The 26,558-nt window shown below is 72.2% G+C and carries 28 protein-coding genes; 18 read left to right on the top strand and 10 right to left on the bottom strand.

Features of this window, described 5'->3' with window-relative positions; translation table 11 throughout:
* Positions 1 to 68: 68 nt before the first annotated feature.
* Complete coding sequence (locus tag O7601_RS16300; protein WP_281561987.1) at positions 69 to 1,034, top strand: ATP-binding cassette domain-containing protein; 966 nt, start codon at positions 69 to 71, stop codon at positions 1,032 to 1,034.
* Positions 1,027 to 1,791 (top strand): ABC transporter permease, encoded by a 765-nt coding sequence (locus O7601_RS16305; protein ID WP_281561988.1) that lies wholly within the window; start codon positions 1,027 to 1,029, stop codon positions 1,789 to 1,791. The genes O7601_RS16300 and O7601_RS16305 overlap by 8 nt, the downstream gene beginning before the upstream one ends.
* Positions 1,792 to 1,911: 120 nt before the next feature.
* Here the strand turns inward: O7601_RS16305 and O7601_RS16310 are convergent, their stop codons facing one another.
* The 3 genes from O7601_RS16310 to O7601_RS16320 all read right to left on the bottom strand — a co-directional run bounded on the left by O7601_RS16310 (position 1,912) and on the right by O7601_RS16320 (position 4,370).
* On the bottom strand, positions 1,912 to 2,415 hold the full coding sequence (locus O7601_RS16310) for a hypothetical protein (RefSeq protein WP_281566945.1): 504 nt from the start codon (positions 2,413 to 2,415) through the stop codon (positions 1,912 to 1,914).
* Positions 2,416 to 2,548: 133 nt separating this feature from the next.
* On the bottom strand, positions 2,549 to 4,180 hold the full coding sequence (locus O7601_RS16315; RefSeq protein WP_281561989.1) for an ATP-dependent DNA helicase RecQ: 1,632 nt from the start codon (positions 4,178 to 4,180) through the stop codon (positions 2,549 to 2,551).
* Positions 4,181 to 4,247: 67 nt separating this feature from the next.
* Complete coding sequence (locus O7601_RS16320) at positions 4,248 to 4,370, bottom strand: hypothetical protein (protein ID WP_275415498.1); 123 nt, start codon at positions 4,368 to 4,370, stop codon at positions 4,248 to 4,250.
* A 213-nt stretch (positions 4,371 to 4,583) separates the two neighbouring features.
* On the opposite strand from O7601_RS16320, the gene O7601_RS16325 reads away from it, so the two are divergent.
* Positions 4,584 to 6,104: a glycoside hydrolase family 3 N-terminal domain-containing protein gene (locus O7601_RS16325; RefSeq protein WP_281561990.1), complete on the top strand. Its 1,521-nt coding sequence runs from the start codon at positions 4,584 to 4,586 to the stop codon at positions 6,102 to 6,104.
* On the opposite strand, the gene O7601_RS16330 is transcribed toward O7601_RS16325, so the two are convergent.
* Positions 6,088 to 6,369, bottom strand: a complete 282-nt coding sequence (locus O7601_RS16330) for a GNAT family N-acetyltransferase (protein ID WP_281566946.1) — start codon at positions 6,367 to 6,369, stop codon at positions 6,088 to 6,090. The genes O7601_RS16325 and O7601_RS16330 overlap by 17 nt on opposite strands.
* 72 nt (positions 6,370 to 6,441) lie before the next feature.
* On the opposite strand from O7601_RS16330, the gene O7601_RS16335 reads away from it, so the two are divergent.
* From O7601_RS16335 to O7601_RS16365, 7 genes are all read left to right on the top strand, one after another.
* Positions 6,442 to 6,822 (top strand): hypothetical protein, encoded by a 381-nt coding sequence (locus tag O7601_RS16335; protein ID WP_281561991.1) that lies wholly within the window; start codon positions 6,442 to 6,444, stop codon positions 6,820 to 6,822.
* Positions 6,823 to 6,882: 60 nt separating this feature from the next.
* Entirely contained in the window at positions 6,883 to 7,704 is an 822-nt protein-coding gene (locus O7601_RS16340) for a DUF1206 domain-containing protein (protein WP_281561992.1), read from the top strand.
* A gap of 138 nt (positions 7,705 to 7,842) precedes the next feature.
* Positions 7,843 to 9,057 carry a mechanosensitive ion channel domain-containing protein gene (locus O7601_RS16345; RefSeq protein ID WP_281561993.1) on the top strand — a complete coding sequence of 405 codons (1,215 nt, stop codon included), beginning with the start codon at positions 7,843 to 7,845 and terminating at the stop codon, positions 9,055 to 9,057.
* Between the two features lie 147 nt (positions 9,058 to 9,204).
* Complete coding sequence (locus O7601_RS16350) at positions 9,205 to 9,657, top strand: phage holin family protein (protein WP_281561994.1); 453 nt, start codon at positions 9,205 to 9,207, stop codon at positions 9,655 to 9,657.
* Complete coding sequence (locus O7601_RS16355) at positions 9,654 to 9,968, top strand: DUF3618 domain-containing protein (protein ID WP_210935191.1); 315 nt, start codon at positions 9,654 to 9,656, stop codon at positions 9,966 to 9,968. Before O7601_RS16350 ends, O7601_RS16355 begins: the two co-directional genes overlap by 4 nt.
* Positions 9,965 to 10,237 (top strand): DUF4235 domain-containing protein, encoded by a 273-nt coding sequence (locus O7601_RS16360; protein ID WP_281561995.1) that lies wholly within the window; start codon positions 9,965 to 9,967, stop codon positions 10,235 to 10,237. The genes O7601_RS16355 and O7601_RS16360 overlap by 4 nt, the downstream gene beginning before the upstream one ends.
* A gap of 291 nt (positions 10,238 to 10,528) precedes the next feature.
* On the top strand, positions 10,529 to 10,732 hold the full coding sequence (locus tag O7601_RS16365) for a cold-shock protein (RefSeq protein ID WP_011905669.1): 204 nt from the start codon (positions 10,529 to 10,531) through the stop codon (positions 10,730 to 10,732).
* Between the two features lie 109 nt (positions 10,733 to 10,841).
* Here O7601_RS16365 and O7601_RS16370 read toward each other — a convergent pair whose 3' ends face one another.
* Entirely contained in the window at positions 10,842 to 11,036 is a 195-nt protein-coding gene (locus O7601_RS16370; RefSeq protein WP_281561996.1) for a hypothetical protein, read from the bottom strand.
* Between the two features lie 80 nt (positions 11,037 to 11,116).
* Entirely contained in the window at positions 11,117 to 12,100 is a 984-nt protein-coding gene (locus tag O7601_RS16375; RefSeq protein ID WP_281561997.1) for an aldo/keto reductase, read from the bottom strand.
* 89 nt (positions 12,101 to 12,189) lie between these two features.
* Here O7601_RS16375 and O7601_RS16380 point away from each other — a divergent pair, with 89 nt between their 5' ends.
* Positions 12,190 to 12,981: a trans-aconitate 2-methyltransferase gene (locus O7601_RS16380; RefSeq protein WP_281561998.1), complete on the top strand. Its 792-nt coding sequence runs from the start codon at positions 12,190 to 12,192 to the stop codon at positions 12,979 to 12,981.
* A complete protein-coding gene (locus O7601_RS16385) occupies positions 12,978 to 14,003 on the top strand; it encodes an adenosine deaminase (protein ID WP_281561999.1) in 1,026 nt (341 codons plus the stop codon). The genes O7601_RS16380 and O7601_RS16385 overlap by 4 nt, the downstream gene beginning before the upstream one ends.
* Positions 14,004 to 14,253: 250 nt before the next feature.
* On the opposite strand, the gene O7601_RS16390 is transcribed toward O7601_RS16385, so the two are convergent.
* The 3 genes from O7601_RS16390 to O7601_RS16400 all read right to left on the bottom strand — a co-directional run bounded on the left by O7601_RS16390 (position 14,254) and on the right by O7601_RS16400 (position 17,355).
* Positions 14,254 to 15,669 (bottom strand): HAMP domain-containing sensor histidine kinase, encoded by a 1,416-nt coding sequence (locus tag O7601_RS16390; RefSeq protein ID WP_281562000.1) that lies wholly within the window; start codon positions 15,667 to 15,669, stop codon positions 14,254 to 14,256.
* A 17-nt stretch (positions 15,670 to 15,686) separates the two neighbouring features.
* On the bottom strand, positions 15,687 to 16,376 hold the full coding sequence (locus O7601_RS16395) for a response regulator transcription factor (protein ID WP_093404550.1): 690 nt from the start codon (positions 16,374 to 16,376) through the stop codon (positions 15,687 to 15,689).
* A 106-nt stretch (positions 16,377 to 16,482) separates the two neighbouring features.
* Entirely contained in the window at positions 16,483 to 17,355 is an 873-nt protein-coding gene (locus O7601_RS16400) for a DUF1775 domain-containing protein (protein ID WP_281562001.1), read from the bottom strand.
* Positions 17,356 to 17,551: 196 nt separating this feature from the next.
* Between O7601_RS16400 and thrS the strand changes: the two genes are divergently transcribed.
* From thrS to O7601_RS16415, 3 genes are all read left to right on the top strand, one after another.
* On the top strand, positions 17,552 to 19,558 hold the full coding sequence (thrS, locus tag O7601_RS16405; RefSeq protein WP_281562002.1) for a threonine--tRNA ligase: 2,007 nt from the start codon (positions 17,552 to 17,554) through the stop codon (positions 19,556 to 19,558).
* A 62-nt stretch (positions 19,559 to 19,620) separates the two neighbouring features.
* Entirely contained in the window at positions 19,621 to 20,133 is a 513-nt protein-coding gene (locus tag O7601_RS16410) for an HIT domain-containing protein (protein ID WP_281566947.1), read from the top strand.
* Positions 20,134 to 20,305: 172 nt separating this feature from the next.
* The gene (locus O7601_RS16415) at positions 20,306 to 21,364 is read left to right on the top strand and encodes an aldo/keto reductase (protein ID WP_281562003.1); all 1,059 of its coding nucleotides are present in this window, start codon (positions 20,306 to 20,308) and stop codon (positions 21,362 to 21,364) included.
* Positions 21,365 to 21,402: 38 nt separating this feature from the next.
* On the opposite strand, the gene O7601_RS16420 is transcribed toward O7601_RS16415, so the two are convergent.
* Complete coding sequence (locus O7601_RS16420; RefSeq protein ID WP_281562004.1) at positions 21,403 to 23,553, bottom strand: elongation factor G-like protein EF-G2; 2,151 nt, start codon at positions 23,551 to 23,553, stop codon at positions 21,403 to 21,405.
* Positions 23,554 to 23,831: 278 nt separating this feature from the next.
* Between O7601_RS16420 and pgsA the strand changes: the two genes are divergently transcribed.
* Genes pgsA through O7601_RS16435 form a run of 3 tightly spaced genes read left to right on the top strand, consistent with a single transcriptional unit; the run spans position 23,832 to position 26,542 of the window.
* Positions 23,832 to 24,464 (top strand): phosphatidylinositol phosphate synthase, encoded by a 633-nt coding sequence (gene pgsA, locus O7601_RS16425; RefSeq protein WP_281562005.1) that lies wholly within the window; start codon positions 23,832 to 23,834, stop codon positions 24,462 to 24,464.
* A 25-nt stretch (positions 24,465 to 24,489) separates the two neighbouring features.
* Complete coding sequence (locus O7601_RS16430) at positions 24,490 to 25,368, top strand: phosphatidylinositol mannoside acyltransferase (protein WP_281562006.1); 879 nt, start codon at positions 24,490 to 24,492, stop codon at positions 25,366 to 25,368.
* Positions 25,369 to 25,381: 13 nt separating this feature from the next.
* Complete coding sequence (locus O7601_RS16435; protein WP_281562007.1) at positions 25,382 to 26,542, top strand: glycosyltransferase family 4 protein; 1,161 nt, start codon at positions 25,382 to 25,384, stop codon at positions 26,540 to 26,542.
* Positions 26,543 to 26,558: the final 16 nt, after the last annotated feature.

Genomic DNA, 26,558 nt, shown 5'->3' on the forward strand with positions numbered 1-26,558 from the left:
CCAGCATATCTTCTGCGTATGGTCTACGCATAAGAGCGTATGACGTACGCAGATTAGGGAGGATGGTCATGGTGCATGGACCGCCAGCGGTCGAGCTGGTCGAGCTGCGCAAGTCCTTCGGAAAGCACGTGGTGCTCGACGGGCTGACCCTGCGGGTGCCCACGGGTGGAGTGCACGCCCTGCTGGGTCAGAACGGGGCCGGCAAGACCACCACGGTGCGGATCCTGGCGACGCTGACCCGGCCGGATTCGGGTACCGCCCGGGTGGTCGGCCACGACGTGGTGCGTAGGCGGCGGCGGGTACGCCGGGCGATCAGCCTCGCCGGCCAGCACGCGGCGCTCGACGACGGGCAGACCGGCGTGGAGAACCTGACCATGCTGGCCCGCCTCGCCGGGATGCGGGCACCGGCGGCCCGCGCCCGCGCCGCGGCGCTGCTGGATCGCTTCGACCTGGCCGACGCCGCCGGGCGACGGGTGGTGACCTACTCCGGCGGGATGCGGCGCCGCCTCGATCTGGCGGCCAGCCTGGTCGGTGCCCCCTCGGTGATCTTCCTGGACGAGCCCACCACCGGCCTCGACCCGCGCAGCCGGCAAGGGCTGTGGGAGGTGATCGGCGAGTTGGCCGGCGCCGGGGTGACGGTGCTGCTCACCACGCAGTACCTGGAGGAGGCCGACCGGCTCGCTGACCGGATCATGGTGCTGCACGACGGCAGGCTCGCCGCCGAGGGTACGGCGATCGACCTCAAACGCCGGTTCGGTGCCCAGCGGTTGGAGCTGACCTGGCGCGACGCCGCCGGTCTCGCCGAGGCGGCACGGCGGTTGGGTGACCGGGTCACCCATCGTGAGTCGGCCCGGCTGGCGTTGTCCGTGGCCACCGACGGCACCGCACCGCAGGTACGTGGCCTGCTCGACGAGGTCGATCCGGACCGGCACGGGGTGGTCCGGTTCACCGTCCGGGAGGCGACCCTCGATGACGTCTTCTTCACCCTCACCGGCCGTCCGGCCGGCACCGAGCGGGAGGTGGCCGGTGTCTGAGTTGACCGTCCGGCCGACGCACGCCGCCGTGATGATCGGCCGCTGCGTCCGGCTGTCCCGGCGCAACATCGACGCGCTGCTCACCTCGCTACTGCTGCCGGTGATCCTGATGCTGCTCTTCGTCTACCTCTTCGGCGGGGCGATCGAGACCGGTTCGGCGTACGTGACCTACGTGGTGCCCGGGGTGCTGCTGCTCTGTGCCGGCTTCGGGGCGGCCGGCACGGCGGTCAGCGTCACCACCGACCTGACCAACGGCATGATCGAACGGCTCCGCACGATGGACGTGGGCGCCACCTCGATCCTCGCCGGGCACGTGGTGGCGAGCGTGGCCCGCAACGCGGTCTCCACGGTGCTGGTGCTGGGGGTGGCCGTGGCAATCGGGTTCCGGCCGGCCGTCGCGCCGCTGCGCTGGTTGGCCGCCGCCGGGGTGCTGCTGCTGTTCCTGCTGGCGGTCTCCTGGCTCTCGGCGGCGTTCGGCCTGCTGGCCCGGACCCCGGAGGCGGCCAACGGCTACACCTTCCTGGTGATGTTCCTGCCGTACCCGAGCAGTGCCTTCGTACCGGTCGAGACCATGCCGAGCTGGCTACGTGGCTTCGCCGAGCACCAACCGGTCACCCCGGTCATCGAGTCGCTGCGCGGCCTCCTGCTGGACACCCCGGTCGGCACCGCACCGACCCGGGCCGCCGCCTGGTGCCTCGGCCTGCTAGCCCTCGCCATGCTCCTCTCCGCCCTACTCTTCCCCCGCCGAATCGCCTAACTCCACCCACCCACCCACCCACCTTTAGTTAGTCGATCATGAGGTTAGCGGCAGTGTTGATCTCAAAAACTGCCGCTAACCTCATGATCAACGGGGGTGAGGGTGGGTGGGGGTGGGGTATCAGTCGTTGAGGACCTGGGCCAGGCGGTCGCGGAAGCGGCGCTCGGACGGGCTGACCTCGGTGCCGCCCAGGCCGAGTACGCCGCCGGTGCTGGCCGCGCCGACGACCTGCTCGGCGATCTCCACCAGCCAGTGCCGGTACGCGCCCGCCTCGCCCTCGTCCACCTTGGCCGCCAGCAGCGCCGACGCCTCCTTGGCCCGGCCCAGTACGTCCTCGGCGTAGCCGCGCGGGTCCGCGGGCTCGATGACCGGCAGCTCCTCGCCGGCCTCCGGGTCGCCGACCCGGCTGACGATCTCGCCCGCCACGGCGGCCACCAGCGGACTGGCCGACTCCCGCCCGCCGGAGATGGTGTCCAGGCCGGCGGCCCCCTCGGCCATCGTCGCCTTGGTGCCGTCGGACTCGGCGGCGCTCGCCGCGGTGAGCACCGACTGTGGCAGGCCGACCAGCAGCCCCCACTCCTCGTCGGAGAAACCGAACCCGGTGTACGCCGGTTCTTCGATCACGACCCGCCCCTCCCGCTCGTCGTTCACGTTCTCGTCAGCCGCACCGCCAGTGGCGGTCGGTCTGGTCCTTCGCCCGACCCGCCCGACCCGCCCGGGCCCGGCAGACCGGGCCACCGGCAGTGGCCGGCTCAGGTTAGTCCAGGGTCAGCAGACCCTGTTCGGACACCACGCTGACCGACAACGTCTTGTACCCGACCTCGTCGAACAGGACCGTCATCCGATCCTCCTCGTAGCTGAGCACCAGGCCGGAACCCCACTCGGCGTGCCGCACCTGGCTGTGTACCGGGAACGGTCCCACCGAACCGTCGTCGGGCACGCTGGTGCCGGCGTGGCAGTTGTCGCAGTGCCCGCAGATCTCGCTCATCTGCTCGCCGAAGTAGGCCAGCAACGTCTGACCCCGGCAGGCGCTGGTCTCGGCGAAGGCGCGCATCATGTCGGTACGCGACCGGGTCAGGCTCTGCTGCCGTTCCGCCTCGGCCACCGCAGCCGCCGCCGCGTCGACCGGAGTGGGAGCGTAACGGGGTGCGCCGACGCGTTGTCCCGTGACCTGCTGGGCGGCGCCGACCTGTTCCAACAGGGCGAGGTACTGCCCGAGCTTGCGCGGGCCGAGCCCGGTCACCTCGCGCAGCTCCTTGCGGGTCGTCGGTTCGCGGCGCAGCAACGCGGCCAGATCGCGCAGCTCGGTGGCGTCGGGCAGCCCACCGCTGAAGTAGCGTTGCAGCCCGACGTCCTCGGCCTGCCAGAGCAGCAGCACCCGGGCCGGCTGGCCGTCGCGACCGGCCCGGCCGATCTCCTGGAAGTAGCTGTCCGGCGAGTCGGGCAGCGCCATGTGCACCACCCAGGCGATGTTGGGCTTGTCGATGCCCATGCCGAACGCCGAGGTCGCCACCATGATCGGCACCTGATCGGCGAGGAACGCCTCGTGCAGTCGGGCGCGGGCGCTGGCCGGCATCCCGCCGTGGTAGTACTGCGCCGGAAAGCCCGCGCCGGTCAGTCGGTCGGCAAGTTCCTCGGCGGCCCGGCGGGTGGGCACGTAGATGATGCCGGGTCGCTTGTCGTCGCGCAGCAGGGCGATCAGTCGCCGCCACCGGTAGTCCTCGGTGGGGCAGTGCGCCACCTCGAAGAAGAGGTTGGGCCGGTCCAGCCCGGACACCACGATCTCGGGCTTGCGCAGCCGCAGCCGGCTGACGATGTCGTCGCGTACCGGCGGGGAGGCGGTGGCGGTCAGCGCGACAACCGGTGGCCGGCCGATGCCCTCGATGAGCTGCCCGAGGGCCAGGTAGTCCGGGCGGAAGTCGTGGCCCCAGGCCGAGATGCAGTGCGCCTCGTCGATCGCCACCAGCGCCGGCTTGAGGTCCCGGACCTCGGCCAGCCGGTCGGGGTTGGCCAACTGCTCCGGGGTGATGAAGAGGAACTCGGCCCGCCCGTCGCGGATCTCGGCGATCGCCTCGGCCTGCTGGGCGGCGGTCTCGTCCGAGCTGATCCGCACCGCCCGCAGTTCCGCGCGCTGGCGTTCGTTGAGCGCGGCGATCTGGTCCTGCTGGAGCGCCAGCAGCGGTGAGATCACCACGGTCGGACCGGGGATCAGGCTGGCCGGGATCTGGTAGATCGCCGACTTGCCGGCGCCGGTGGGCAACACCACCAGGGCGTCGCGGCGGCGCATCACGGCCCGCATCGCGGCCAACTGGTTGGGACGCAGGGCGGTCCAACCGAACAGGCTGCGCGCGGCGCGGCGCAACGACATCGAGTGCGTGGTCAGCTTCATCGAAGGCCGCAGGTACCCGGGCGCATCCGCGCCGAAACCCGAGTCGATAAGCGTGGGGCGGCGGGCGTCAGCGGCGGAACATCGCCCGGATGGCGAGGAGCAGCAGCAGACCGCCGACCACCAGACCGAGCAGGCGTACGCCGGGGACGTCGGCCGGGCTTGTCGCGTCGGCCAGTAGCACGGGGTCCATACCCGCACTGTTGCGGGGCAGCGCTCCCAAGGCAACTGTAAGGTTTATTGACTATTGAGTGGCGCGGTGTGACCATGTCTGCACCGCCGGCCGGCGGGAGTCCACGGCGGAACACGCGGGGGTACAGCGCCGAATGAGCGAGCGGCAGCGAGCGAATCATCAACTCGGGGCGGCGGTGCCTCATGGCGGCACGCAGCGAAGCGGAGTGCCGGCATGAGCGAGCGGGTCGAGCGCAACGCAAACCTGGCGGCCCTGGCGGCTGCGGTCCTGCAACCCGGTTTCGTCGGCACCGTCCCACCCGCCTGGATCTGCCGCTGGCTCGGCGAGGGGCTCGGCTCGGTGGTGCTGTTCAGCCGTAACGTCGTGGATCCCGCGCAGGTCGCCGAGCTGACCGCGGCGCTGCGCGCGGAGCGGCCGGACGTGATCGTCGCCATCGACGAGGAGGCGGGTGACGTCACCCGCATCGAGTCCGGCCGGGGCAGCTCCCGCCCGGGCAACCTGGCGCTCGGCGCGGTGGACGATCCGGCGTTGACCGAGCAGGTGGCCCGCGACCTCGGCGTGGAACTCGCCGCCGCCGGGATCACCCTCAACTACGCGCCGGACGTCGACGTCAATTCCAACCCGGACAACCCGGTGATCGGTGTCCGCTCGTTCGGCGCGGAGCCGTCGCTGGTCGCCCGGCACACCACCGCCTGGGTACGCGGCCTGCAGGCCGGTGGCGTCGCCGCCTGCGCGAAGCATTTTCCCGGTCACGGTGACACCCGGGTGGACTCCCACCACGACCTGCCCCGCATCGACGCCGACCGGGCCCGGCTGCACGCCGTCGAACTGGCCCCGTTCCGGGCCGCCGTGGCGGCGGGCGTCCAGGCGGTGATGACCGGGCACCTGCTGGTGCCCACCCTGGATCCCGACCTGCCGGCCACCCTGAGTAGCCGCATCCTGGGTGGCCTGCTGCGCGAGGAGATGGGTTTCGACGGGGTGGTGGTGACCGACGCGGTGGAGATGGGCGCGGTGGCCGACCGCTACGGTTTCGCCGGTGCCGCGGTGCGTGCCCTGGCCGCCGGAGCGGACGCGATCTGCGTGGGCGGCGAGCACGCCGACGAGGCGGCGGCCCGGCACCTGCGCGACGCCATCGTCGGCGCGGTGGTCGCCGGTGAGCTGCCCGAGGAGCGGCTGGCCGAGGCGGCCAAGCGGGTCGGCCAACTCGCCGCCTGGACGGTGGCGGCGCGTGCCGCCCGTTCCGCGACGCCAGCCGCGCCGGCCGGCTCGACGGTCGGGCTGGCGGCGGCCCGGCTGGCGGTCCGGATCACCACGGGCAAGGCCGCGGCCACCTCGTTGCCGCTGACCGCCCCGCCGCACGTGGTCGAGTTCCAGCCGCCGCACAACATCGCGATCGGGTCGGAGACCCCCTGGGGGGTGGCCGCGCCGCTGGCCGCTCTCGTGTCGGGCACCACCAGCGTCCGGTACGTCGAGAACTCGGTGCCGGCCGACCTGGCCGCCGAGGCCACCGGCCGGCCGCTCGTGCTGGTGGTCCGCGACCTGCACCGGCACGCCTGGATGCGGGACGCGGTCGACCGGGCGCTGGCCGTCCGCCCCGACGCGGTGGTCGTCGAACTCGGGGTGCCCGCGCTGGTCACCGGCGCGGTGCACGTCGCCACCCACGGCGCCACCCGGGCCGCCGGTCGGGCCGCGGCCGAGTTGCTCGCCGGGGGCGTGGTCACTCCGGGCTGGTGACCAGGTCGGCGTACTCCCGGTGGCGTTCGATGAAGGCGGCCATGAACGGGCAACGGGGCACCACCCGCTGCCCCTGCGCGCGGACCTGATCGAGGGTGCCACGCATCAGCGCCGAACCGACGCCCATGTTCTGGAAGGCCGAGTCCACCTCGGTGTGCGTGAAGATCAACACCTGGTCACGGGGCAGGTATGCGGTGAACCCGGCCAACGCGTCGTCGACCAGGATCTCGTAGCGGTGTTTGGCGGGATTGTCCTCGACCAGCATGCTCACTCCTGCATTGTCCACCGCCGGTCGGCCCGGCCGGTCGGTTCGCCGGTGTCTCGTACGCTTGACGGCGTGACGAACCGATCCCCCGCCGGCAAGCCCCCGCTCACCTCTCGCCGTGGCACCCCCACCCGACTCGCCGGCCTGCTGGCCGGTCTCGCGCTCGGCGCGGCCCTGCTGGCCGGTTGCAGCTCCGAGGGGGCCAGCACCGACTGCGGTCTGGACGCCTGCACGGTGACCTTCGACCGGGGCGTGGACGCCCAGGCCAACATCCTCGGCGTCGAGGCCCGTCTGGTCGAGGCGCAGGACGACGTGGTCACCATCGAGGTGGGCGGCGAGCAACTCTCCCTCACGGTCGGCCAGCAGGCGGCCGACGTCGGTGGCCTCGCGGTGACCTTGGACAGCGTCACCGACAGCGAGGTGAAGGTCCGCATCGCGCGTAACGGCGGCTGACGGGCATCCGGGCGGCGGCCAGCACGTTTGGAAATCTTCGCGTTCGGAGATTGAGGCGCCATGCCTCTTACCCGGAACGCCGAAGCCACCGCCGCCCGTACGGCCGACAGCCGGTGGCTGGAACTCCTCGCCCGGGCCGGTTTCATCGGCTACGGGATCGTGCACCTGCTGTTCGGCTGGCTGGCGCTGCAGATCGCGTTCGGCAACTCGTCCGACGACGGCGACCAGTCCGGCGCGCTGCGTACCCTCGCCGCGCAACCCATGGGTCAGTTCCTGGTCATCGCCATCGCCGTGGGCATGCTCGCGATGGCGATCTGGCAGGCGCTGGAGGCGGCCGTCGGGCACCGCACCGAGCGGGGCAACGACCGGCTCAAGGAACGGATCATCTCCGCCGCCCGCACCCTGATCTACCTCTGGCTGGCCTGGACCGCCTGGAAGGTCGTCTCCGACGCCAACTCCGACAGCGCCTCCCAGCAGCAGGACCTGTCGGCCCGGCTGATGGAGTCCACCGGGGGTCGCTGGCTGGTCGGTCTCGCCGGTCTGGTGCTCGCGGGCATCGGTGTCGGCATGACGATCTACGGCCTCAAGAAGAAGTTCATGAAGCGGCTGAAGACCGGCGAGATGAGTGCCAAGACCCGGCAGCTCGCCCGTCGGCTCGGCATGGCCGGCTACGCCTCCCGGGGTGTCGCCTTCGCCGTCACCGGCCTGCTGGTCATACTGGCCGCGGTGAACTACGACCCGGAGAAGGCCCGTGGTCTGGACGCCGCGCTGCGGACCCTGCGTGACCAGGCGTTCGGCACTATTCTGCTGACCCTCATCGCGCTGGGCATCGCCGCCTTCGGCGTCTACTGCTTCCTCCAGTCCCGCTACCGCAAGGTATGACCTTCTCCTCCCCGGCCACCCCCGCGGTGGCCGGGGCCGGCGATCCAGGGCACCATTGCCCCTTTGCCGGATCTTGATTGCCCGCACACCGGACACCACCACCGGGGATCGCCGTCGGGCCGGAAGGAGAAGCAACACGTGCACAGCTACCTCGTGACCGTCGTCGCCGCGCTCGCCGCGGCGGCGATCGCTCTTGCCGTGGTTGAGGTGGTGCACCGCCTCACCCGTCGCTGGGGCCGCAAATCGCTGCTGCTGACCGAGTTGACCCAGCACGCGCACCGCTCGTTCCAGGTCGCCGCCACCGTGCTCGCCGTGCAGTTCGCCGTCCGGTTCAGCACCGGATACGCGATCGGCACCGGCTGGCGTCAGGCACTGCTGCACTCGCTGGTGCTCGCCGTCATCGCCACCGCGGCCTGGCTGGTCGCCTCGCTGCTGGTGGTGGTGGAGGACACCGCGCTCGCCCGGTTCCGGGTGGACGTGCCGGACAACCGGCACGCCCGGCGGGTACGCACCCAGGTGGTGATGCTGCGTCGGGTGACCATCGTGGTGATCGTCGTCATCACCCTCGGCGTGATGCTGATGACCTTCCCCTCCGTGCGGGGGATCGGTGCCGGCGTACTGACCAGCGCCGGTGTGGTCGGTGTCGTCGCCGCCCTGGCCGCGCAGAGCCTGCTGGGCAACGTTTTCGCCGGCCTGCAACTCGCCTTCAGCGACGCGGTACGCCTCGACGACGTGGTGGTGATCGAGGGGGAGTGGGGTCGGATCGAGGAGTTGACCCTCAGCTACGTGGTGGTGCAGATCTGGGACGACCGGCGGCTGATCCTGCCCACCTCCTACTTCACCAGCAAGCCGTTCCAGAACTGGACCCGTACCGAGGCGAAGGTGCTGGGCACCGCCGAGTTCGAGGTCGACTGGTCGATCCCGGTGCAGGCCATGCGGGAGGAGCTACGCCGGCTGGTCGAGAGCACCGAGCTGTGGGACGGCCGGGTGTGTGTCCTCCAGGTCACCGACGCGACCGGCGGGATGATCAAGGTTCGCGCGCTGGTGAGTGCCGCCAACGCGGGCGCGCTGTGGGACCTGCGCTGTCTCGTGCGGGAAAATCTGGTGGCGTGGGTGCGCGATCACCGTCCCACCGCGATGCCCCGCCTACGTACCGAGGTCGGCGACGGCGGCAGCGACCTGGCGTGGCAGTGGATCCAGCCGCGCCATTCGACGCGGCGTCGGTCCGAGGCCGAGATGCCCGACGACGCCCGGCTCTTCGGTGGCAGCGACGACGGCCACGCCCGCAACGAGGCCTTCGTCGGCCCGGACGAGACCGCCGAACCTCGGGAGACCGCCGAACCTCGCCGCTGACCACCTCGTTATCCACTCGGATGTGGAGGTTTGGCGCGGCGTCCGGCGGGGACGTGCTGCCCGACGCTTCTGCCCCCTTTTTCGGGAACAGGATTGACGAGCGGCGACTCCGGGCATACAGCGCGGTGATGACGAGAGGGGGACAGCATGGCTGACGTGGCGAACGCCCGTACGTCCCACAACGGGCGTATGTCCCACAACGGGACGGAGCCGTCCACCGCCGAACTGGTTCAGCGGGCGACCGAGCAGGTCTCGCGCCTGGTCCGGGACGAACTCGCGCTGGCCCGTGCCGAGCTGACCGAGAAGGGCAAACAGGCGGGCATCGGCGCCGGCCTGTTCGCCGGTGGCGGCGCCCTCGCCTTCTTCGGTCTGGGGGCGCTGGTGACCGCCGCGATCCTCCTGCTGGCTCTGGTGCTGCCGGCGTGGGCGGCCGCCCTGATCGTGGCCGTGGCCCTGTTCCTGGTCGCCGGAGTGCTCGCGCTGATCGGCAAGCGCCGCGTCAGTCGCGCGGTCCCGCCGGTGCCCGAGGCGGCCGTGCGCAGCCTGCGGGCCGACGTCGACGTGGTCAGCGCTGCGGTGAAGGACAGGGGACGGGCATGACAGGCAACGGTACGGGTGACACGGAGGCTCTGCGGGAGGAGATCCGGCGCACCCGCGTCGAGTTGGGCGAGACGATGGAGGCGCTGGCCGCCAAGGCCGACGTGAAGAAGCGGCTGAAGTCCTCGGCGGACCAGGCACGTGAGCGGGTGCGCGAGCAGGCTGCGGTGACCGTGGCCCGGGTGCGTGCCCAGGCCGGTCTCCACCATCAGCAGGGACCGGGTCGGCAGGGGCCCGCTCCGTTCATCGCGCTCGCGGCCGGTGCGGTCGCCGCCGCCGTGGTGTTGATGATCATTAGAGGGAGGCGTGCGTGAGCAAGGGAATCGGCAAGGCCGCCTACAAGCCGGTCGGCGTGCTGATGGGCTTCGCCGCCGGTGCGATCGCGGGCGCGGTCTTCCGCCAGGTGTGGAAGATGACCGCGGGTGACGGTGAGGCGCCCAACCCGACCGACGAGGACCGCCGCTGGGGGGAGATCCTCGCGGCGGCTGCCTTGCAGGGAGCCATTTTCTCGGTCGTCCGGGCCGCCGTCGACCGGGGCGGTGCGGTCGGCGTCCGCCGGATCACCGGTAGCTGGCCGGACTGAAGGTCCACGTGTCAAGGCCCTCTCACCAGTTGCCGGTGAGGGGGCCTTTCGCCTTATCCCATCGCCTCCACCCGACGGATCTCACGCATCCGTCAGGTCACATGTCGGAGAATTTCGTCGGTTCGGCTGTGCGAAGTTTTTGCGTACGTGGTTAAGCTGTTCCACGCTGTTGAGAGATGGCGTGGGTTGAGAGAAGTCTCCTTCATTGGGGGCCGCCTCAGACACCGCTGCTCGAAAACGGCCAACCGGCCGCACGGTGTGCTCGGCCGCCAGTTTTAGAAGGAGATACACATGGCGCAGGGAACCGTGAAGTGGTTCAACGCTGACAAGGGCTTCGGCTTCATCACCGTCGACGGCGGGGGGGCTGACGTGTTCGTCCACTTCTCGGCCATCCAGACCAGCGGCTACCGCACGCTGGAGGAGAACCAGCGGGTGGAGTTCGAAATCGCCCAGGGCCAGAAGGGTCCGCAGGCCGAGCAGGTCCGCCCCCTCTGAGGCACCGGTCGGCGACCGCCGGCCAGTGGCGAGGCAGTCCCCGAATCAGTGCGAAGCCCCGCGTCCCGACCGGACGCGGGGCTTTCCGCATCTCATTGGTGCGCTGGTCTCAGCGACGGTTGCGGACGCGTACGCCCAGCCAGAGCAGGGCCAACCCGACCAGGATCAGCAACGGACCGAGTACCGCCCAGATCCGCTGACCGGTCATCACGCTGCCCTCGACGTAACCGAGGCCCTGCACCGTCCACACCGCACCGACGACCACGGCCAGCAGGCCGAGCGTGAGTCGGAGCCAGCCGTTCATCGTGCTCTCCCTCCGCTGTGGCCCGCCCCCTGACTGTCCGCCGCCGGGCAAACCGGACGGGCCGCCGCCGGGCGCGCCGCTCACCATCTGTGGTGCACCTCGGGGCGGATCAGGTCGTCGTAGACCGCCGCCACCTCGGCCAGTTCCTCGGTGGACAGTGCCGGCTGGCCGGCCACGGCGGCGTTGCCGCGGGCCTGCGTGGCGTCGCGGGCGCCGGGGATGACCACGGTGACACCCGGCTGGTCGAGCACCCAGCGCAGCGCGAACTGGGCCATCGTGCGCGCCTCGCCCACCAGCGGCGCGATCCGTCGCACGGCGGCCAGGCCGGTGGTGAAGTCCACCCCGGAGAACGTCTCGCCGACATCGAACGCCTCGCCGTGCCGGTTGTAGTTGCGGTGGTCGTCGGCGGCGAAGGTGGTGTGCTCGTCGTACCGGCCGGAGAGCAGGCCACTGGCCAGCGGGACACGGGCGATGATGCCGACCCCGGCGGCCGAGGCGGCCGGCAGCACGCGTTCGAGCGGCTTGTGGCGCAGCGCGTTGAGGATGATCTGCACGCTGGCCACCCCGGGCCGGGCGATCGCGGTGAGCGCCTCGTCGCAGGTCTCCACGCTGACGCCGTACGCGGCGATCCGCTTCTCGGCCACCAGGGTGTCGAGCGCGTCGAAGACCTCGTCGGCGGCGAAGACGGCCGTCGGTGGGCAGTGCAGCTGCACCAGGTCCAACGTGTCCACGCCGAGGTTGGTCCGGGACCGGTCGGTCCACCGGCGGAAGTTGTCCAGGGTGTACGCCTCGGGTGTCTGCGCCACCCGCCGGCCCATCTTGGTCGCCACGGTCAGCCCGGCGTCGGACCGTGCCGCCAGGAAGCGTCCGATCAGCTGTTCACTGCGCCCGTCGCCGTAGACGTCGGCGGTGTCCAGGAAGGTGACCCCGGCGTCGACCGCGGCGGTCAGCACCGCCATGGCGTCGTCCTCGGTCACCGTGCCCCAGTCGGCGCCGAGCTGCCAGGCGCCGAGCCCGACCACGCCGACCTGGCGATCCATTCGGGGGAACGTGCGTTGCTCCATACGGTGAGCCTAGTGACCCGGCTTGCCCCCGCGGGGAGCGGGCCGTACGGTAAAAAAGACGGACGTACGGTTTGTGAGGTGGGGCGGCCATGTGGGATCCGACGGCGTACCTGCGCTACGGCGACGAACGAGCCCGACCCTTCCACGACCTGTTGGCCCGGGTGGGCGCCGACCGCCCCCGGCAGGTGGTCGACCTCGGCTGCGGCCCCGGCCACCTCACCGCGGTGCTCACCGCCCGCTGGCCGGGCAGCCGGGTCGTCGGCCTGGACTCCTCGCCGGAGATGATCGCGCGGGCCACCGCGCTCGACGTCCCGGTCGGCTTCCAGGTGGCTGACGTCCGCGACTGGCGCCCCGGACCGGACACCGACGTGGTGGTCAGCAACGCGGTGCTCCAGTGGGTCCCCGGCCACCGGAACCTGCTCGTCCGGTGGGCCAACGAGCTGCCGGCCGGCGCCTGGCTGGCGGCGCAGGTGCCGGGAAACTTCGACGCGCCCTCGCACCGGGCGCTGCGCGAGGTCGCCAATCGCCCACCGTGGCGGGCGGCGTTGACCCCGCTGCTGCGGGAGACGCCGGTCGCCGACCCGGTCGACTACGCCGGGGCGCTGGTCGCCGCCGGCTGCACCGTCGACGCCTGGGAGACTACCTACGTGCACCTGCTGGCGGCCGGTCCCGACCTGGACCACCCCGTGCTGACCTGGCTGGAGGGCACCGCCCTGCGCCCGGTCCGGGCGGCGCTGGACGTCGCCGGCTGGTCCGCCTTCCGGGCCGCGCTGGCGGTACGCCTCGCCGAGGCGTACCCGGTGCGGCACGGCCAGGTGTACTTCCCGTTCCGACGGATCTTCCTCGTCGCCCGTACCGGTACCGCCCAGGAGAACTCGTGACCGATCTGCGTACCTTCATCGCCGGACTGCCCAAGGTGGAGCTGCACGTGCACCACGTCGGCTCCGCCTCGCCCCGCATCGTGGCCGAGTTGGCCGCCCGGCACGAGGGACGCAGCCCCGTCCCGGCGGACCCGCAGCTGCTGGCCGACTACTTCGTCTTCCGCGACTTCGCCCACTTCGTCGAGTTGTACCTCAGCGTGGTGGACCTGATCCGGGACCCGGACGACGTCTGGATCCTCACCCACGAGGTGGCCCGGGAGCTGGCCCGCCAGCAGGTCCGCTACGCGGAGCTGACCGTGACGCCCTACTCCCACGTGCGGCGCGGCATCGCGGCGCCGGCCTTTTGCGAGGCGATCGAGGACGCCCGCAAGCGGGCCGCCGCCGACTTCGGCATCGAGCTGCGGTGGTGCTTCGACATTCCCGGTGAGGCGGGCCTGCCGGCCGCCGAGGAGACCCTGCGGATCGCGCTCGACGAGCGCCCCGACGGGCTGATCAGCTTCGGCCTCGGCGGCCCGGAGATCGGCGTGCCGAGGCCACAGTTCAAACCCTACTTCGACCGGGCCCGCGCGGCCGGGCTGCGGTCGGTGCCGCACGCCGGGGAGACCACCGGCCCGCAGACGATCTGGGACGCGCTGCACGAGCTGGGCGCCGAACGGATCGGCCACGGCATCTCCGCCGCGCAGGATCCGGGACTGCTCGCGTACCTGGCCGAGCGGCAGATCGCGCTGGAGGTCTGCCCGACGTCGAACGTGCGTACCCGGGCCGTGGCCGACATCGACGAGCACCCGCTGCGTCGGCTGGTCGACGCGGGAGTGCTGGTGACCATCAACTCCGACGACCCACCGATGTTCGGCACCACCCTCGACGACGAGTACGCGGTCGCGGCCCGGCTGCTCGACATAGGCCCGGACGGGGTGGCCGCACTGGCCCGTGGCGCGGTGACCGCGTCGTTCCTCGACGAGACCGGCAAGCAGCGGATCCTCGCGGAGATCGACACCTACCTCGCCGACCGGCGCGGCTGACGCCGTCGCCCTCGGGTCACCCGGCCAGGTGGCGCGCGGCGGGAGGAGGTGTGGGGGGACCGTTTCTCCCGCCGCGCGCACGGCTCCACCGGCCGAATGCGCTGGGAGCGATAGGCCGATGGAACTGCTGGGTTCGCAGCGATCCTGTCAGCCGGACCGGTCGGGCCGGAACGGGGTTAATTCGGATCTAAGAAAGACTTGTGCCGTCGCACAACCCGAAGCGACCGGCCGCGTTCCGGACCGCCCGGCCTCAGCCGTCCGTCGGGCGCTGCCGGGGCCAGCGGCGGCCACGGGCGTTCTGTTCCCGGCCCTCCCGAGCCATCCGGCCCACCAGGCCGAACCGGCTGACCTGGCGCGGCGCCGCCTCCGGGTCGGACAGCAGCATCACCACGCTCGCCCCGCCCAGGTGGGCCCGGTCGATGCTGACCGAGCCGTTGGCCTGCAAGGCCACCCGCTTGGCGATGTCCAGCCCCAACCCGGTGGAGCCCTGGTCGCTGGCGCCGCGTCGCAGGGCCCGGTCCGGGTTGGCGATACCGGGGCCGGCGTCGTCGATCCGGATGGCCACGTACCCGTCGCGGCGCGACACCGCCACCTCGAACGCGGTGCCCTGCGGGGTGTAGCGGAACACGTTGCCGATCACGGCGTCCAGGGCGGCGGCCAGCTCGGCCCGGGGCACCGGCGCGGGAATCCGCAACTGGGCGCCGGAGACCCGGTGCGGACGATTCTGGTCACCGGCGAGGGCGGCCCAGAACACCATCCGGTCCCGGACCACCTCGCTCACGTCGCACATCGCCGGGGGCGCGGCTTCGGTCGCCACGGCCTTACGGGTGGTCTTGATCAGTACGTCGATCTCACCCTCCAGGGTGACGATCGCCTGCCGGATCCGTCGGATGCCGCGGCGGTAGTCCAGCTCGGCCTGACTGAACGAGCCGACACTCGTGTCGTCGGACTCCAGCGCCTCGGCGTCCAGCCGCAGCACGGTCAGCGGGGTGCGCAGCCGGTGGGACAGGTCCGCCACCAGTTCCCGCTCCTCGGTGCGCGCCGCCACCAACCGTTCGGCCATCCGGTTGAACGCGTGGCCGGCCTGGACCAGCTCGCGGGGGCCGTGCGGCTCGACGCGTACCCCCAGGTCGCCGTCGCCGATGGCGAGCGCCGCCTTGACCAGGGCCCGGCTCGCGTCGGCCGCCCGGGCGGCGAGCCGGTCCACCACCAGCATCGCGGCACCCACCAGCGCGACGGCCACCCCGGCCAGCAGCAACCACCGGCCGCCACCGGCGTCGAGCGCGGCGTCCGGGACGAAGACCTCCACCACGGCGGTCCGCTCACCCAGCACCACCGGATCCAGCCGCAGCACTCCGCCGTCGACGTCGACGACCAGCGAACGGCCCTGCTCCCGGGCCTGCGCCAGGTGCGCCGCGTCGGCCCGTCCGGTGGAGGAGTCCACGTCCAGCCCGTGGACGACCGGGCGGGTGGCCGGGTCGCCGCCGCTGGCCTCGATCGCCCGCGAGACGACCTGCGTATCGGTGCTGATCGCCAGGGCCCCGGTCACCAGCGCGCTGCGCCGGGCCGCGTCGGCGATCGCTTCCTCGCGCGCCTGCCCACCCAGGGTCAGCCCGAGCGGTACCAGGAAGGCCAGCGCCAGCAACGTGCCCACACCGGCCGTCAACAGGGCCAGCGCCCTTCTCAGTCCGGCGCCACCAGCCGGAAGCCCACCCCCCGCACGGTGCGCAGGTAGCGCGGCTTCGCCGCGGACTCGCCCATTTTGCGCCGTAGCCAGTACAGGTGAACGTCGATGGTCTGATCCTCGCCGACCGATGGCTGCCGCCATACCTCCTCCAAGAGCTCCCGCCGGGACACTACCCGGCCAGGGCGGGCGGCGAGATACGCCAACAGGTCGAATTCCTTGCGGGTCAGCGCCAGCGCCGCACCGTCGAGGTGAGCGCTGCGCTCACCGACGTCCACCTTCAGCCCACCGACGCTGTGCACCGCCGGCTGGGCGGAGCGGCTGGCCCGGCCCGCGCGGCGCAACACGGTGGTGATCCGGGCGTCCAGGTGGGCGCCGGTGAACGGTTTGATCATGTAGTCGTCCGCGCCGGCCCGAAGCAGCTTGACCACGGACTGCTCGTCGTCGCGGGCGGTGGCGATGATGATCGGCACGTCGGTGATCCCCCGGAGCATCCGCAACGCGTCCGAGCCGTCCAGATCCGGCAGGCCGAGGTCGAGCACCACCAGGTCCGGTGTCTCGGCGGCGACCCGACGCAGCGCGTCCAGGGCGGTGCCCACCGCGTGTACGGCGTGGCCCCGGTCGGTGAGGGAACGGAGCATCGCGCCGCGTACGACATGATCGTCTTCGACCAGGAGGACGGTGGCCACCCAAGCACGGTACTCGGAGCGGCAAGCGCCGCGTCATTGCGGCCCACCCGGGTACCCGCCAAGCTGGTGCGACCATGACGTTCACCCGCCCCGCCGTGCCCGTCGCTCACCGCCGGGCGCCCGCCTCGACCACCTCGGCACCGGCACCCGTGGGTGTCCCGGCCGCACCGGAGTCGTCCGCCTCGGCGCTGGCTGCCGGCTGCTCGCCGGGCCGCTCCTCGTCGAGCACCGAGCGGTCGATCTCCTCGGTCGTCGCGCGACGTCGGCGGCTGATCAGCCAACCCACCACCGCGCCGCCGCCGAGGCCGGCGACCAGCCCGGCGGCGAGCAGGCTGTTGGCGTTCGGGCCACCGTCGGAACCGGCGGTGGCCGGCGGAGCCTCGGCAGGCGCCGCGCCGCCGGGGGCCGCACCGTGCCCAGCGTGGGCGCCCGGGTAGGCCGGGTCACCCGGCAGCAACGTCAGCGCCGCCAACGGCCGTTGGCCGGGGCCGCTGCCCCAGTGCACCTGGAGGCCGTCGGCGTACGTCTGCACCAGCTCGAAGGCCAGCCGTTCGGTCTGCGGCAGCGGGGCCATCGAGAACACCAGCCGAGCCGGACCCTCGCCCGCCTGGCCCTTCGCCCGCGACCAGATCAGCGAGGCGGTCACCACGTCGGTGGCCGGGCCGTGCAGGCCGGACACCGGCCGGTCCAGCTTCCGGGTGGTGATCGTCGGAGCCCAGCCCTCGACCGACAGCGGGTACACCTCGGCGATCGGCGGATTCTCAGGGATCTTGATCTCGACCCGTTCGGTCCGGACGCCGGGCCGTTCGTCGGGCACCACGAATTCGAGCTTCACCGCGTTGCCCTGCTGAGCCTCGGCCGGGGTGAACGTCACCCCGTCGGCCCACGCCGTGGCGGGCCAGAGCAGCACCACGGCCGTGGCCAGGGCGGCCACCAGCACGCCCCGGCGTCGACGGCTGCCGCCGTGCGTCATCGCCATCTGGGTTCCCATCCGTGTCCACGTGGCCGGAACCGGCTCCGGCCACACCTGGTAGTTCGGATCCCGGGCCGGAAAGGTTCAACGGTCGCGGCAATCGTGTGCTGTCGGTGTCGACGACGGCGACGCCCGGGGCGCCCGATAGCATCAGTGCGCCGGCATCGGCACCATCCGTCACGTCTGCTGCGAGGAGTCATCCGTGTCCGCACCCCGTACCCCCGCCGTGGCCGACCCCGTCGTCGTCGCCGCCGGGACCACGGCGGCCGACGCGGTGGCCGCGGCCGGGCTGCCCACCAACGGCCCCCGGGCGATCGTGGTGGTCCGCGACCCGCACGGCGTGCTGCGCGACCTGGACTGGCGACCGGCCGAGGAGACGGCCGTCGAGCCGGTCGCGCTCGACTCCCCGGACGGGCTGAACGTGCTGCGCCACTCCACGGCCCATGTGCTGGCCCAGGCCGTGCAGGACATCTACCCCCAGGCGAAGCTCGGCATCGGCCCGCCGATCGACAACGGCTTCTACTACGACTTCGCGGTGGACAAGCCGTTCCAGCCCGATGACCTGGCCAAGCTCGAAAAGCGGATGCAGGAGATCATCAAGTCGGGGCAGCGGTTCCGACGTCGCCGCTTCGACAGCCTGGACGAGGCGAAGACCGAGCTGGCGGCCGAGCCCTTCAAGCTGGAGCTGATCGACGTCAAGGGCGAAGGGCTGGACTCCTCCGAGGTGATGGAGGTCGGTGGGGGCGAGCTGACCATCTACGACAACCTCGCCGCCGACGAGGACAAGGTCTGCTGGTCGGACCTGTGCCGGGGGCCGCACCTGCCCAACACCCGGCTGATCGGGGCGTTCAAGCTGATGCGTTCGGCCGCCGCGTACTGGCGTGGGTCGGAGAAGAACCCGCAGTTGCAGCGGGTGTACGGCACCGCCTGGCCGACCCGCGACGGGCTGAAGGCGTACCTGAAGCTGCTGGAGGAGGCCGCCCGGCGCGACCACCGCAAGCTCGGCGCGGACCTGGACCTGTTCAGCTTCCCCGACGAGATCGGTTCGGGCCTCGCGGTCTTCCACCCCAAGGGCGGCATCATCCGCCGGGAACTGGAGGACTACTCGCGTCGGCGGCACGAGGAGGCCGGGTACGAGTTCGTCAACAGTCCGCACATCACCAAGGCGCAGCTCTTCGAGACCTCGGGCCACCTGCCGTACTACGCCGACACGATGTTCCCGCCCATGCAGTTGGAGGGAGCGGAGTACTACCTCAAGGCGATGAACTGCCCGATGCACAACCTGATCTTCCGTTCGCGCGGACGGTCCTACCGCGAACTGCCGCTGCGGCTGTTCGAGTTCGGCACCGTCTACCGGTACGAGAAGTCGGGTGTGGTGCACGGCCTGACCCGGGTGCGGGGCCTGACCCAGGACGACTCGCACATCTACTGCACCCGGGAGCAGATGCCCGGCGAGCTGACCACCCTGCTGTCGTTCGTGCTGGACCTGCTGCGCGACTACGGCCTGGACGACTTCTACCTGGAGCTGTCCACCCGCGACGACTCGCCGAAGTTCATCGGCTCGGACCACGACTGGGCCGAGGCCACCGAGGCACTGCGCACCGCCGCCGAGACCTCCGGCCTGGACCTGGTGCCGGATCCGGGCGGCGCCGCCTTCTACGGCCCCAAGATCTCCGTGCAGGCCAAGGACGCCATCGGCCGGACCTGGCAGATGTCCACCATCCAGGTCGACTTCAACCAGCCGGAGCGGTTCGGCCTGGAGTACCAGGCCGCCGACGGCACCCGGCAGCGGCCCGTCATGATCCACCGAGCGCTCTTCGGTTCGATCGAACGGTTCTTCGGCGTGCTCACCGAGCACTACGCGGGGGCGTTCCCGGCCTGGCTGGCCCCGGTGCAGGTGGTCGGTATCCCGATCCGCGCCGACCACGCCGACCACCTGCACGGCTTCGTCGCCGCGTTGCGTGCCGAGGGCATCCGCGCCCAGGTCGACGCCGGTGACGAGCGGATGCAGAAGAAGATCCGCACCGCGCAGCAGCAGAAGATCCCCTTCATGGTGATCGCCGGCGACGACGACGTGGCCGCCGGCACCGTCTCGTTCCGCTACCGGGACGGGTCCCAGCGCAACGGGGTTCCGCTGGCCGAGGCGGTCACCCACGTCCTCGACGTGGTCACCTCCCGGACCAACACCGGCCCCTCCGCCGAGATGTGACGGTCGGGCAGGGCCGTAGGATCGCCGGTGTGACTGGGGCGGAGGAGCACACCGACAGGGACATGGCCGACGGGCTGGACCGGCTCTGGACGCCCCACCGGATGACGTACATCTCCGGCGAGGACCGACCCGAGGGTGGCTACGAGCGACCCTCCGGGTGCCCGTTCTGCCTGGCTCCGGCCCGGCCGCCGGAGGAGAGCCTGGTCGTGGCGCGCGGGGGCCACGTATTCGTGGTGCTCAACCTGTACCCGTACAACCCGGGGCACCTGCTGGTCTGCCCGTACCGGCACGTGGCCGACTACACCGACCTGGACGGGCCGGAGACCGCCGAGTTGGCCTCGTACACCCAGACCGCGATGCGGGTGATCCGCAAGGTGAGCAGTGCCCACGGTTTCAACCTGGGCATGAACCAGGGTGGGGTGGCCGGCGCCGGCATCGCCGCCCACCTGCACCAGCACGTGGTACCGCGGTGGGGTGGTGACGCCAACTTCATGCCGGTGATCGGGCGTACCAAGGTCCTGCCGCAGCTGCTGGGCGACACCCGCGACCTGCTCGCCCGCGCCTGGCCCTCCTGACCCCAGGCACCCACCCCGCCCTGACGTCGCTCCCGCAGTCCCGCGTCGCGGCGCGGACGGGATCACCGCGGATTCGCCGCCAGTCGGGTGATCCGCGCGCACACCGGGACCCGTACGGATGATCGTGCTGGAACTTCGTCAACGTCTGTCCGGAAAATGGCACGATGCGCCGGTGGTGGAGTCGACGCGGACGCTGGGCCGCAGCGGCATCGAGGTCAGCGCCCTGGGTATGGGCTGCTGGGCGATCGCCGGCCCGTGGGCCGAGGGGCGTATGCCGCTGGGCTGGGGCGCCGTCGACGACGAGGAGTCCGTGCGGGCGGTCCGCCGCGCCCTCGACCTCGGGGTGACCCTCTTCGACACCGCCGACAGCTACGGCGCGGGACACGGCGAACGGGTCCTCGGGCGGGCCCTGGCCGGACGCCGTGACACGGCGGTTATCGCCACCAAGTGGGGATACACGTTCGACGAGCGGACCCGGCAGGCCATCGGTCCCGACGCCTCACCGGCACACCTGCGGCGGGCGGTGCGGGAGTCGCTGCGGCGCCTCGGGACCGACCGGATCGACCTCTACCAGCTGCACCTGGCCGACCTGCCGGTGCCCCAGGCGCACGAGCTGATCGGCGCGTTGGAGGAGCTGGTGGCCGATGGCCTGGTCCGCGCGTACGGCTGGAGCACCGACCGGGCCGACCGGGCGGCGGCCTTCGGGCACGATGCCCCGCACGCCGCCGCCGTGCAGCACAGCCTGTCGGTGTTGCGTGACGCACCCGACCTGCTCGCCGTCTGCGAGAAGTACGACCTGGCCAGCGTCAACCGTGGTCCGCTCGGCATGGGCCTGCTCACCGGCAAGTACCGCCCCGAGTCGGTGCTGCCCCGCGACGACGTGCGGGGGATGACCTCGGGTTGGCTGGAGTGGTTCCGGGGCGGGCGGCCGGCGCCGGAGTGGCTGCGCCGGGTGCACTCGGTCCGGGCGGCGTTGACCGCCGACGGACGCACCCTGGCCCAGGGGGCACTGGGCTGGATCTGGGCGCGCAGCGATCGGGCCGTCCCGATTCCCGGCTGCCGCACCGTCGCCCAGGTCGAGGAGAACGCCGCCGCGCTCGCTCTCGGCCCGCTCGCCCCCGACCACTTCGCCGAGGTGGAACGGCGACTCGCCGCCGTGCGGTCCGCCGCGCTACGGGAGGCGGATCGCCCCTACTGGCCCAGCCCTATGCTGCCCACCGCCCGCCCCTGACCAGGGGCCGCCTCGGGCTCGACCGGACACCGTCCGGGTCAGCCGTGCTCCTTGCGCAGCTGGTCGGCCAGGTGGGCGGGCATCGCGTCGTAGCGGACGAAGTGACGTCGGAAGGTGCCGGCGCCCGAGGTCATCGCCCGCAGCTCCACGGCGTAACGCAGTAGTTCCGTGGCGGGCACCTCGGCGCGTACCAGGGTGCGGCCCTCCGACGCCGGGTCCGGTTCGGTGCCGAGCACCCGGCCGCGCCGCCCGGACAGGTCGCCCATCACCGCGCCCACGTTGACGTCGGGCACCCGTACCGTCACCTCGTCGACCGGCTCCAGCAGCGCCGGCTGCCCCCGGTCGGCGGCGTCGCGCAGGGCCAGCGCCCCGGCGGTCTGGAACGCCGCGTCGGAGGAGTCCACGCTGTGCGCCTTGCCGTCGACCAGGGTGACCCGCAGATCCATCACCGGGTGGCCGGCGACCAGGCCGCGTTCCAGCTGGGCGCGTACCCCCTTCTCCACCGAGGGGATGTAGTTGTGCGGCACCGCGCCGCCGACCACCCGGTCGACGAACTCGAAGCCGCCACCGCGCGGCAGCGGCTCCACCTCGATGTCGCAGACGGCGTACTGACCATGGCCGCCGGACTGCTTGACGTGCCGGCCGTGCCCCCGGGCCGGCACGGTCAGCGTCTCCCGCAGCGCCACCCGCACCGGCTCGGTGTCCAGCTCCACCCCGCCCGCGCGCAGCCGGTCGAGGACCACGTCGGCATGCGCCTCGCCCATGCACCACAGCACCAGTTGGTGGGTCTCCGGGTTGCGCTCCAGCCGCATCGTCGGGTCGCCGGCCACCAGCCGGCCGAGGTTACGGGCCAGGGCGTCCTCGTCGGACCGGGACTTCGCCACGATCGCCACCGGCAGCAACGGCTCCGGCATCTCCCACGGCGCGATCAGCAGCGGGCTCTCCTTGGCGGAGATGGTGTCGCCGGTCTCCGCGCTGCCGGACTTGGTGATCGCGCAGATGTCACCGGCCACCGCCACGCCGACCTCCCGCAGGGCGGCGCCGAGCGGGCTGTAGAGATGGGCGATCCGTTCGTCGGCATCGTGGTCGGGGTGCCCGCGCTCGGCCAGACCGTGCCCGGACACGTGCACGGTCTGCTCGGGGCGCAGCGTGCCGGAGAAGACCCGGACCACGCAGACCCGCCCGACATGCCGGTCGATGGTGGTCCGCACCACCTCGGCCACCAGCGGGCCGTCCGGGTCGCAGGCCAGCGGCGGCCGTGGGGAGCCGTCCACCCCGGTGACCGCGGGCAGTGCGTGCTCCGGCGGGGCGGGAAAACCGGCGGTGAGCACCTCCAGCAACGCGTCCAGGCCGACCCCGGTCGCCGCGCAGACCGGTACCACCGGATAGAAGTGGCCCCGCGCGACGGCCTTCTCCAAGTCCTCCACCAGGATGCCGGCGTCGATCTCCTCACCTTCGAGGTACCGGTCCATCAGGGTCTCGTCCTCGCTCTCCGCGATGATCCCCTCGATCAGCTCGTTGCGGGACTCGACGATGGCCGGCAGGTGCTCCGGGTCGGGCTCGCGCACCTGCGCCGGCAGCCCGCCCGTGTAGTCGAAGACCCGCCGCGTGATCAACCCCAGCAGGCCGACCGTGGATTCGCCGTCGTCACCGAGCATCGGCAGGTAGAGCGGGAGCACGTTGTCGCCGAAGACCCGCTGGCACAACGCCACCGCCTCGTCGAAGTCGGCGCGGGGATGGTCCAGCCGGGCCACCGCGACCGCCCGGGGCATGTCCACCGCCGCGCACTCCTCCCACAGCGCCGCGGTGGCCGCGTCCATCCCGTCGACGGCGGAGACCACGAACAGCGCGGCGTCGGCGGCCCGCAGCCCGGCGCGCAGCTCACCGACGAAGTCGGCATAGCCCGGCGTGTCCAGCAGGTTGACCTTGATCCCGTCGTGTTCCAGCGGCGCGCAGGCCAGCGCGACCGAACGCTGCTGGCGTACGGCGGCCGGATCGTGATCGCAGACGGTGGTGCCGTCGGTGACCGAGCCGGCCCGGGCGATCGTTCCGGTAGCCGCGAGCAGCGCTTCGACGAGCGTCGTCTTGCCCGCCCCGGAGTGCCCGACGAGCACCACGTTGCGGATCCTGGCGGGATCGGTCACCGCCGGTACGCCGGCGGCCCCCTTGTCCTGACTCCTCTGCGCCATCGGGCGCACCTCCCTCAGCCGGTGGTGGTGGGTGGCGACCGCCGCACGCGACGGGGATGCGGCCCGGGCGGGGTGCTGCGGCGATATCCTCCGGTGATTCGCTGGGAACCGGGCAGTCAACAGGCGGCGGGGTGAGCTGGGTCACCCTTCTGGCTCGATCTCACACCCGATGACGACCCGACACAACCCTCTCCGACCGGGCCGCCGCGCCAGCTGAGCGTGGCTGGTCAGACGGGCGGTGTCGCCGGTCGAACGCCGACCGTTATCGTGGGACCGCCATGGCGAAGATCTTCCAAGTGTCGGCCCGCGCGGGGATGACCCGCGTCGTCGAGCCGATCGCCCGTAGCCTGCTGCGCGCGGGCGTAACTCCCAACGCGGTCACCGTCGCGGGCACCCTGGGCGTGCTCGTCGGCGCGCTCGGCTTCGGTGCCCGCGGCCATCTGGTCGCCGGTGCGCTGATCGTGACGGTCTTCGCGCTCACCGACCTGCTCGACGGGACGATGGCCCGGATGAGCGGCGGGTCGACCCGGTTCGGCGCGTTCCTCGACTCCAGCATGGACCGGGTGGCCGACAGCGCGGTGTTCGGCGCGGTCGCCTTCTACCTGGCCACCGAGGGCAACCAGGCGGGCGTGGCCGCCGCGTTGATCTGCCTGGCCGCGGGCGGCCTCGTGTCGTACGTCAAGGCCCGCGCCGAAGGGCTCGGGATGACCTGCAACGTGGGCATCGCCGAGCGTACGGAGCGACTGCTGATCGTCGGTGTCGGCGGCCTGCTCGCCGGGTTCGGCCTGACGGTGGCGCTGCCGATCGCGCTCTGGCTGCTCGCGGCGGTGTCCCTGTTCACCGTCGGTCAGCGGATGCGACACGTGTACCGGCAGGCCCAGCAGGTCGACGTGCCGGGCGGCCACGGGTGAGCGGCACAGCCGGGCGGAGCATCCGGTGAACCTCACCGAGTTGGGATTCGCCGCCGCCTGGCGGCTGGTCCGCGTGCTGCCCCGGCCGGTCGCCGCCGCCGCATTCGACGCCGTGGCCGACAGCGCCCACCGCCGCCGTGGGCCGGGCGCCACCCGGCTACGCGCCAACCTCCGCCGTGTGGTCGGTCCGGAACTGCCCGAGGCCGAGCTCGACGACCTGGCCCGCCGGGGCCTGCGCTCGTACGCCCGCTACTGGATGGAGGCGTTCCGGCTGCCCGCGCTGAGCCGCGAGCAGCTCCTCGCCGGGTTCCGACTGGACCGCGCCGACGTGCTCGCCGCGGACGTGGCCGCCGGGCGCGGCGCGGTGGTGGCGCTGCCACACGCCGGGAACTGGGACACGGCCGGCGCCTGGGTGGCCGCCAACGGCTGGCCGCTGTCCACCGTCGCCGAGCGGCTGAAGCCGGAGGGTGTCTTCGAGCGCTTCGTCGCCTTCCGGCAGGGCCTGGGCATGGAGATCCTGCCCACCAACGGCGGCGCCCGGCCGGCGATCGACGTGCTCACCGACCGGCTGGCCGCCGGGGCGGTGGTACCCCTGCTGGCCGACCGCGACCTCTCCACCCGTGGCGTGGAGGTCAACTTCTTTGGCGGCCGGACCCGGATGCCGGCCGGCCCGGCGCTGCTCGCGCTGCGCACCGGCGCGCCGCTGTACGTGGCCTCGATGTGGTACGAACCGGATGCGGCGTGCGCCTCGCTGGTGGGCCCGCTGGCGGTGCCGGGGCCCGAGGCGGGCACCCTCGACGTGCGGGTCCGGTCGCTGACCCAGCTGATCGCCGACGGTCTCGCGGCGGGCATCGCCCGGCATCCGGAAGACTGGCACATGCTGCAACGGATGTGGCTGGACTGAGGGGACGGGCGCAATGCGGATCGGCATCGTCTGCCCGTACTCCTTCGACGTACCCGGCGGGGTGCAGAACCATGTCATGGACCTGGCGGAGGCGCTGATCGGGCTCGGGCACGAGGTGAGCGTCCTCGCCCCGGCGGACGAGGATTCGGCGCTGCCGCCGTACGTGGTGTCGGCCGGCAGGTCGGTGCCGCTGCCGTACAACGGCTCGGTGGCCCGGATCGCGTTCGGTCCGGTCTCCACCGCCCGGGTACGCCGCTGGATCACCCGGGGCGACTTCGACGTGCTGCACGTGCACGAGCCGCTCGCGCTGAGCCTGTCCATGCTCGCCGTGCTCTCCGCCCGGGGGCCGGTGGTGGCCACCTTCCACACCGCGATGACCCGCTCCCGGATGCTCGCCGCCGCCCAGGGCGTGCTCCAGATCGTCCTGGAGCGGATCACCGCGCGGATCGCGGTCAGCGCCCTGGCCCGCAAGGTGCAGGTCGAGCACCTGGACGGCGGGGCGGTGGAGATTCCCAACGGGGTGGCGGTGGTCAAGTTCGCCGGGGTCGAGCCGCTGCCCGGCTGGCCGGGTGAGTGCGCGCCGGGCACCGGCGGCACGCTCGGCTTCCTCGGCCGCTTCACCGAGTCCCGCAAGGGGTTCCCGATCCTGCGCGACGCCTTCGTCGAGCTGGCCCGGCAGCGTCCCGGCCTGCGCCTGCTGGTCGCCGGCCCCGGTGACCCGGACGACCTGTTCGCCCGCTTTCCGTCGGACCTGCGGGACCGGGTCACCTTCCTCGGCCTGGTCTCCGAGGAGGAGAAGGCGCGGATGCTGCGCAGCGTGCACCTCTACGTCGCGCCGAACACCGGCGGCGAGTCGTTCGGCATGATCCTCACCGAGGCGCTCGCGGCCGGCACCACCGTCGTCGCCAGCGACCTGGACGCCTTCCGCCGGGTGCTCGACGGCGGCCGGGCCGGCCGGCTGTTCCCGACCGGCGACGCGGCGACCCTGCGTGCGACGCTTTCGCAGTTGCTTGACGACCCGGCTCAGCGGGCCGAGTTGACCGCCTGCGGTGATCAGGTGGTGGCGAATTTCGACTGGCCCGTGGTTGCCCGCCGGGTTCTGGAGGTATACGCAGCGGCGATCGAGGCCACCGACGGGCGGGTGATCGACCAGGAGTGGGTGGGGTTGACCTGATCGGGAGGAACGGGAG

The sequence above is a fragment of the Verrucosispora sp. WMMD573 genome (assembly GCF_027497175.1).
Lineage (GTDB): Bacteria > Actinomycetota > Actinomycetes > Mycobacteriales > Micromonosporaceae > Micromonospora.

Coding starts and splice junctions, on each gene's coding strand:
- O7601_RS16300 (WP_281561987.1), top strand. CDS start 69: ATGGTGCATGGACCGCCAGCGGTCGAGCTGGTCGAGCTGCGCAAGTCC.
- O7601_RS16315 (WP_281561989.1), bottom strand. CDS start 4,180: ATGAAGCTGACCACGCACTCGATGTCGTTGCGCCGCGCCGCGCGCAGC.
- O7601_RS16320 (WP_275415498.1), bottom strand. CDS start 4,370: ATGGACCCCGTGCTACTGGCCGACGCGACAAGCCCGGCCGACGTCCCC.
- O7601_RS16325 (WP_281561990.1), top strand. CDS start 4,584: ATGAGCGAGCGGGTCGAGCGCAACGCAAACCTGGCGGCCCTGGCGGCT.
- O7601_RS16330 (WP_281566946.1), bottom strand. CDS start 6,369: ATGCTGGTCGAGGACAATCCCGCCAAACACCGCTACGAGATCCTGGTC.
- O7601_RS16340 (WP_281561992.1), top strand. CDS start 6,883: ATGCCTCTTACCCGGAACGCCGAAGCCACCGCCGCCCGTACGGCCGAC.
- O7601_RS16350 (WP_281561994.1), top strand. CDS start 9,205: ATGGCTGACGTGGCGAACGCCCGTACGTCCCACAACGGGCGTATGTCC.
- O7601_RS16355 (WP_210935191.1), top strand. CDS start 9,654: ATGACAGGCAACGGTACGGGTGACACGGAGGCTCTGCGGGAGGAGATC.
- O7601_RS16365 (WP_011905669.1), top strand. CDS start 10,529: ATGGCGCAGGGAACCGTGAAGTGGTTCAACGCTGACAAGGGCTTCGGC.
- O7601_RS16370 (WP_281561996.1), bottom strand. CDS start 11,036: ATGAACGGCTGGCTCCGACTCACGCTCGGCCTGCTGGCCGTGGTCGTC.
- O7601_RS16375 (WP_281561997.1), bottom strand. CDS start 12,100: ATGGAGCAACGCACGTTCCCCCGAATGGATCGCCAGGTCGGCGTGGTC.
- O7601_RS16380 (WP_281561998.1), top strand. CDS start 12,190: ATGTGGGATCCGACGGCGTACCTGCGCTACGGCGACGAACGAGCCCGA.
- O7601_RS16400 (WP_281562001.1), bottom strand. CDS start 17,355: ATGGCGATGACGCACGGCGGCAGCCGTCGACGCCGGGGCGTGCTGGTG.
- O7601_RS16410 (WP_281566947.1), top strand. CDS start 19,621: ATGGCCGACGGGCTGGACCGGCTCTGGACGCCCCACCGGATGACGTAC.
- O7601_RS16420 (WP_281562004.1), bottom strand. CDS start 23,553: ATGGCGCAGAGGAGTCAGGACAAGGGGGCCGCCGGCGTACCGGCGGTG.
- pgsA (WP_281562005.1), top strand. CDS start 23,832: ATGGCGAAGATCTTCCAAGTGTCGGCCCGCGCGGGGATGACCCGCGTC.
- O7601_RS16435 (WP_281562007.1), top strand. CDS start 25,382: ATGCGGATCGGCATCGTCTGCCCGTACTCCTTCGACGTACCCGGCGGG.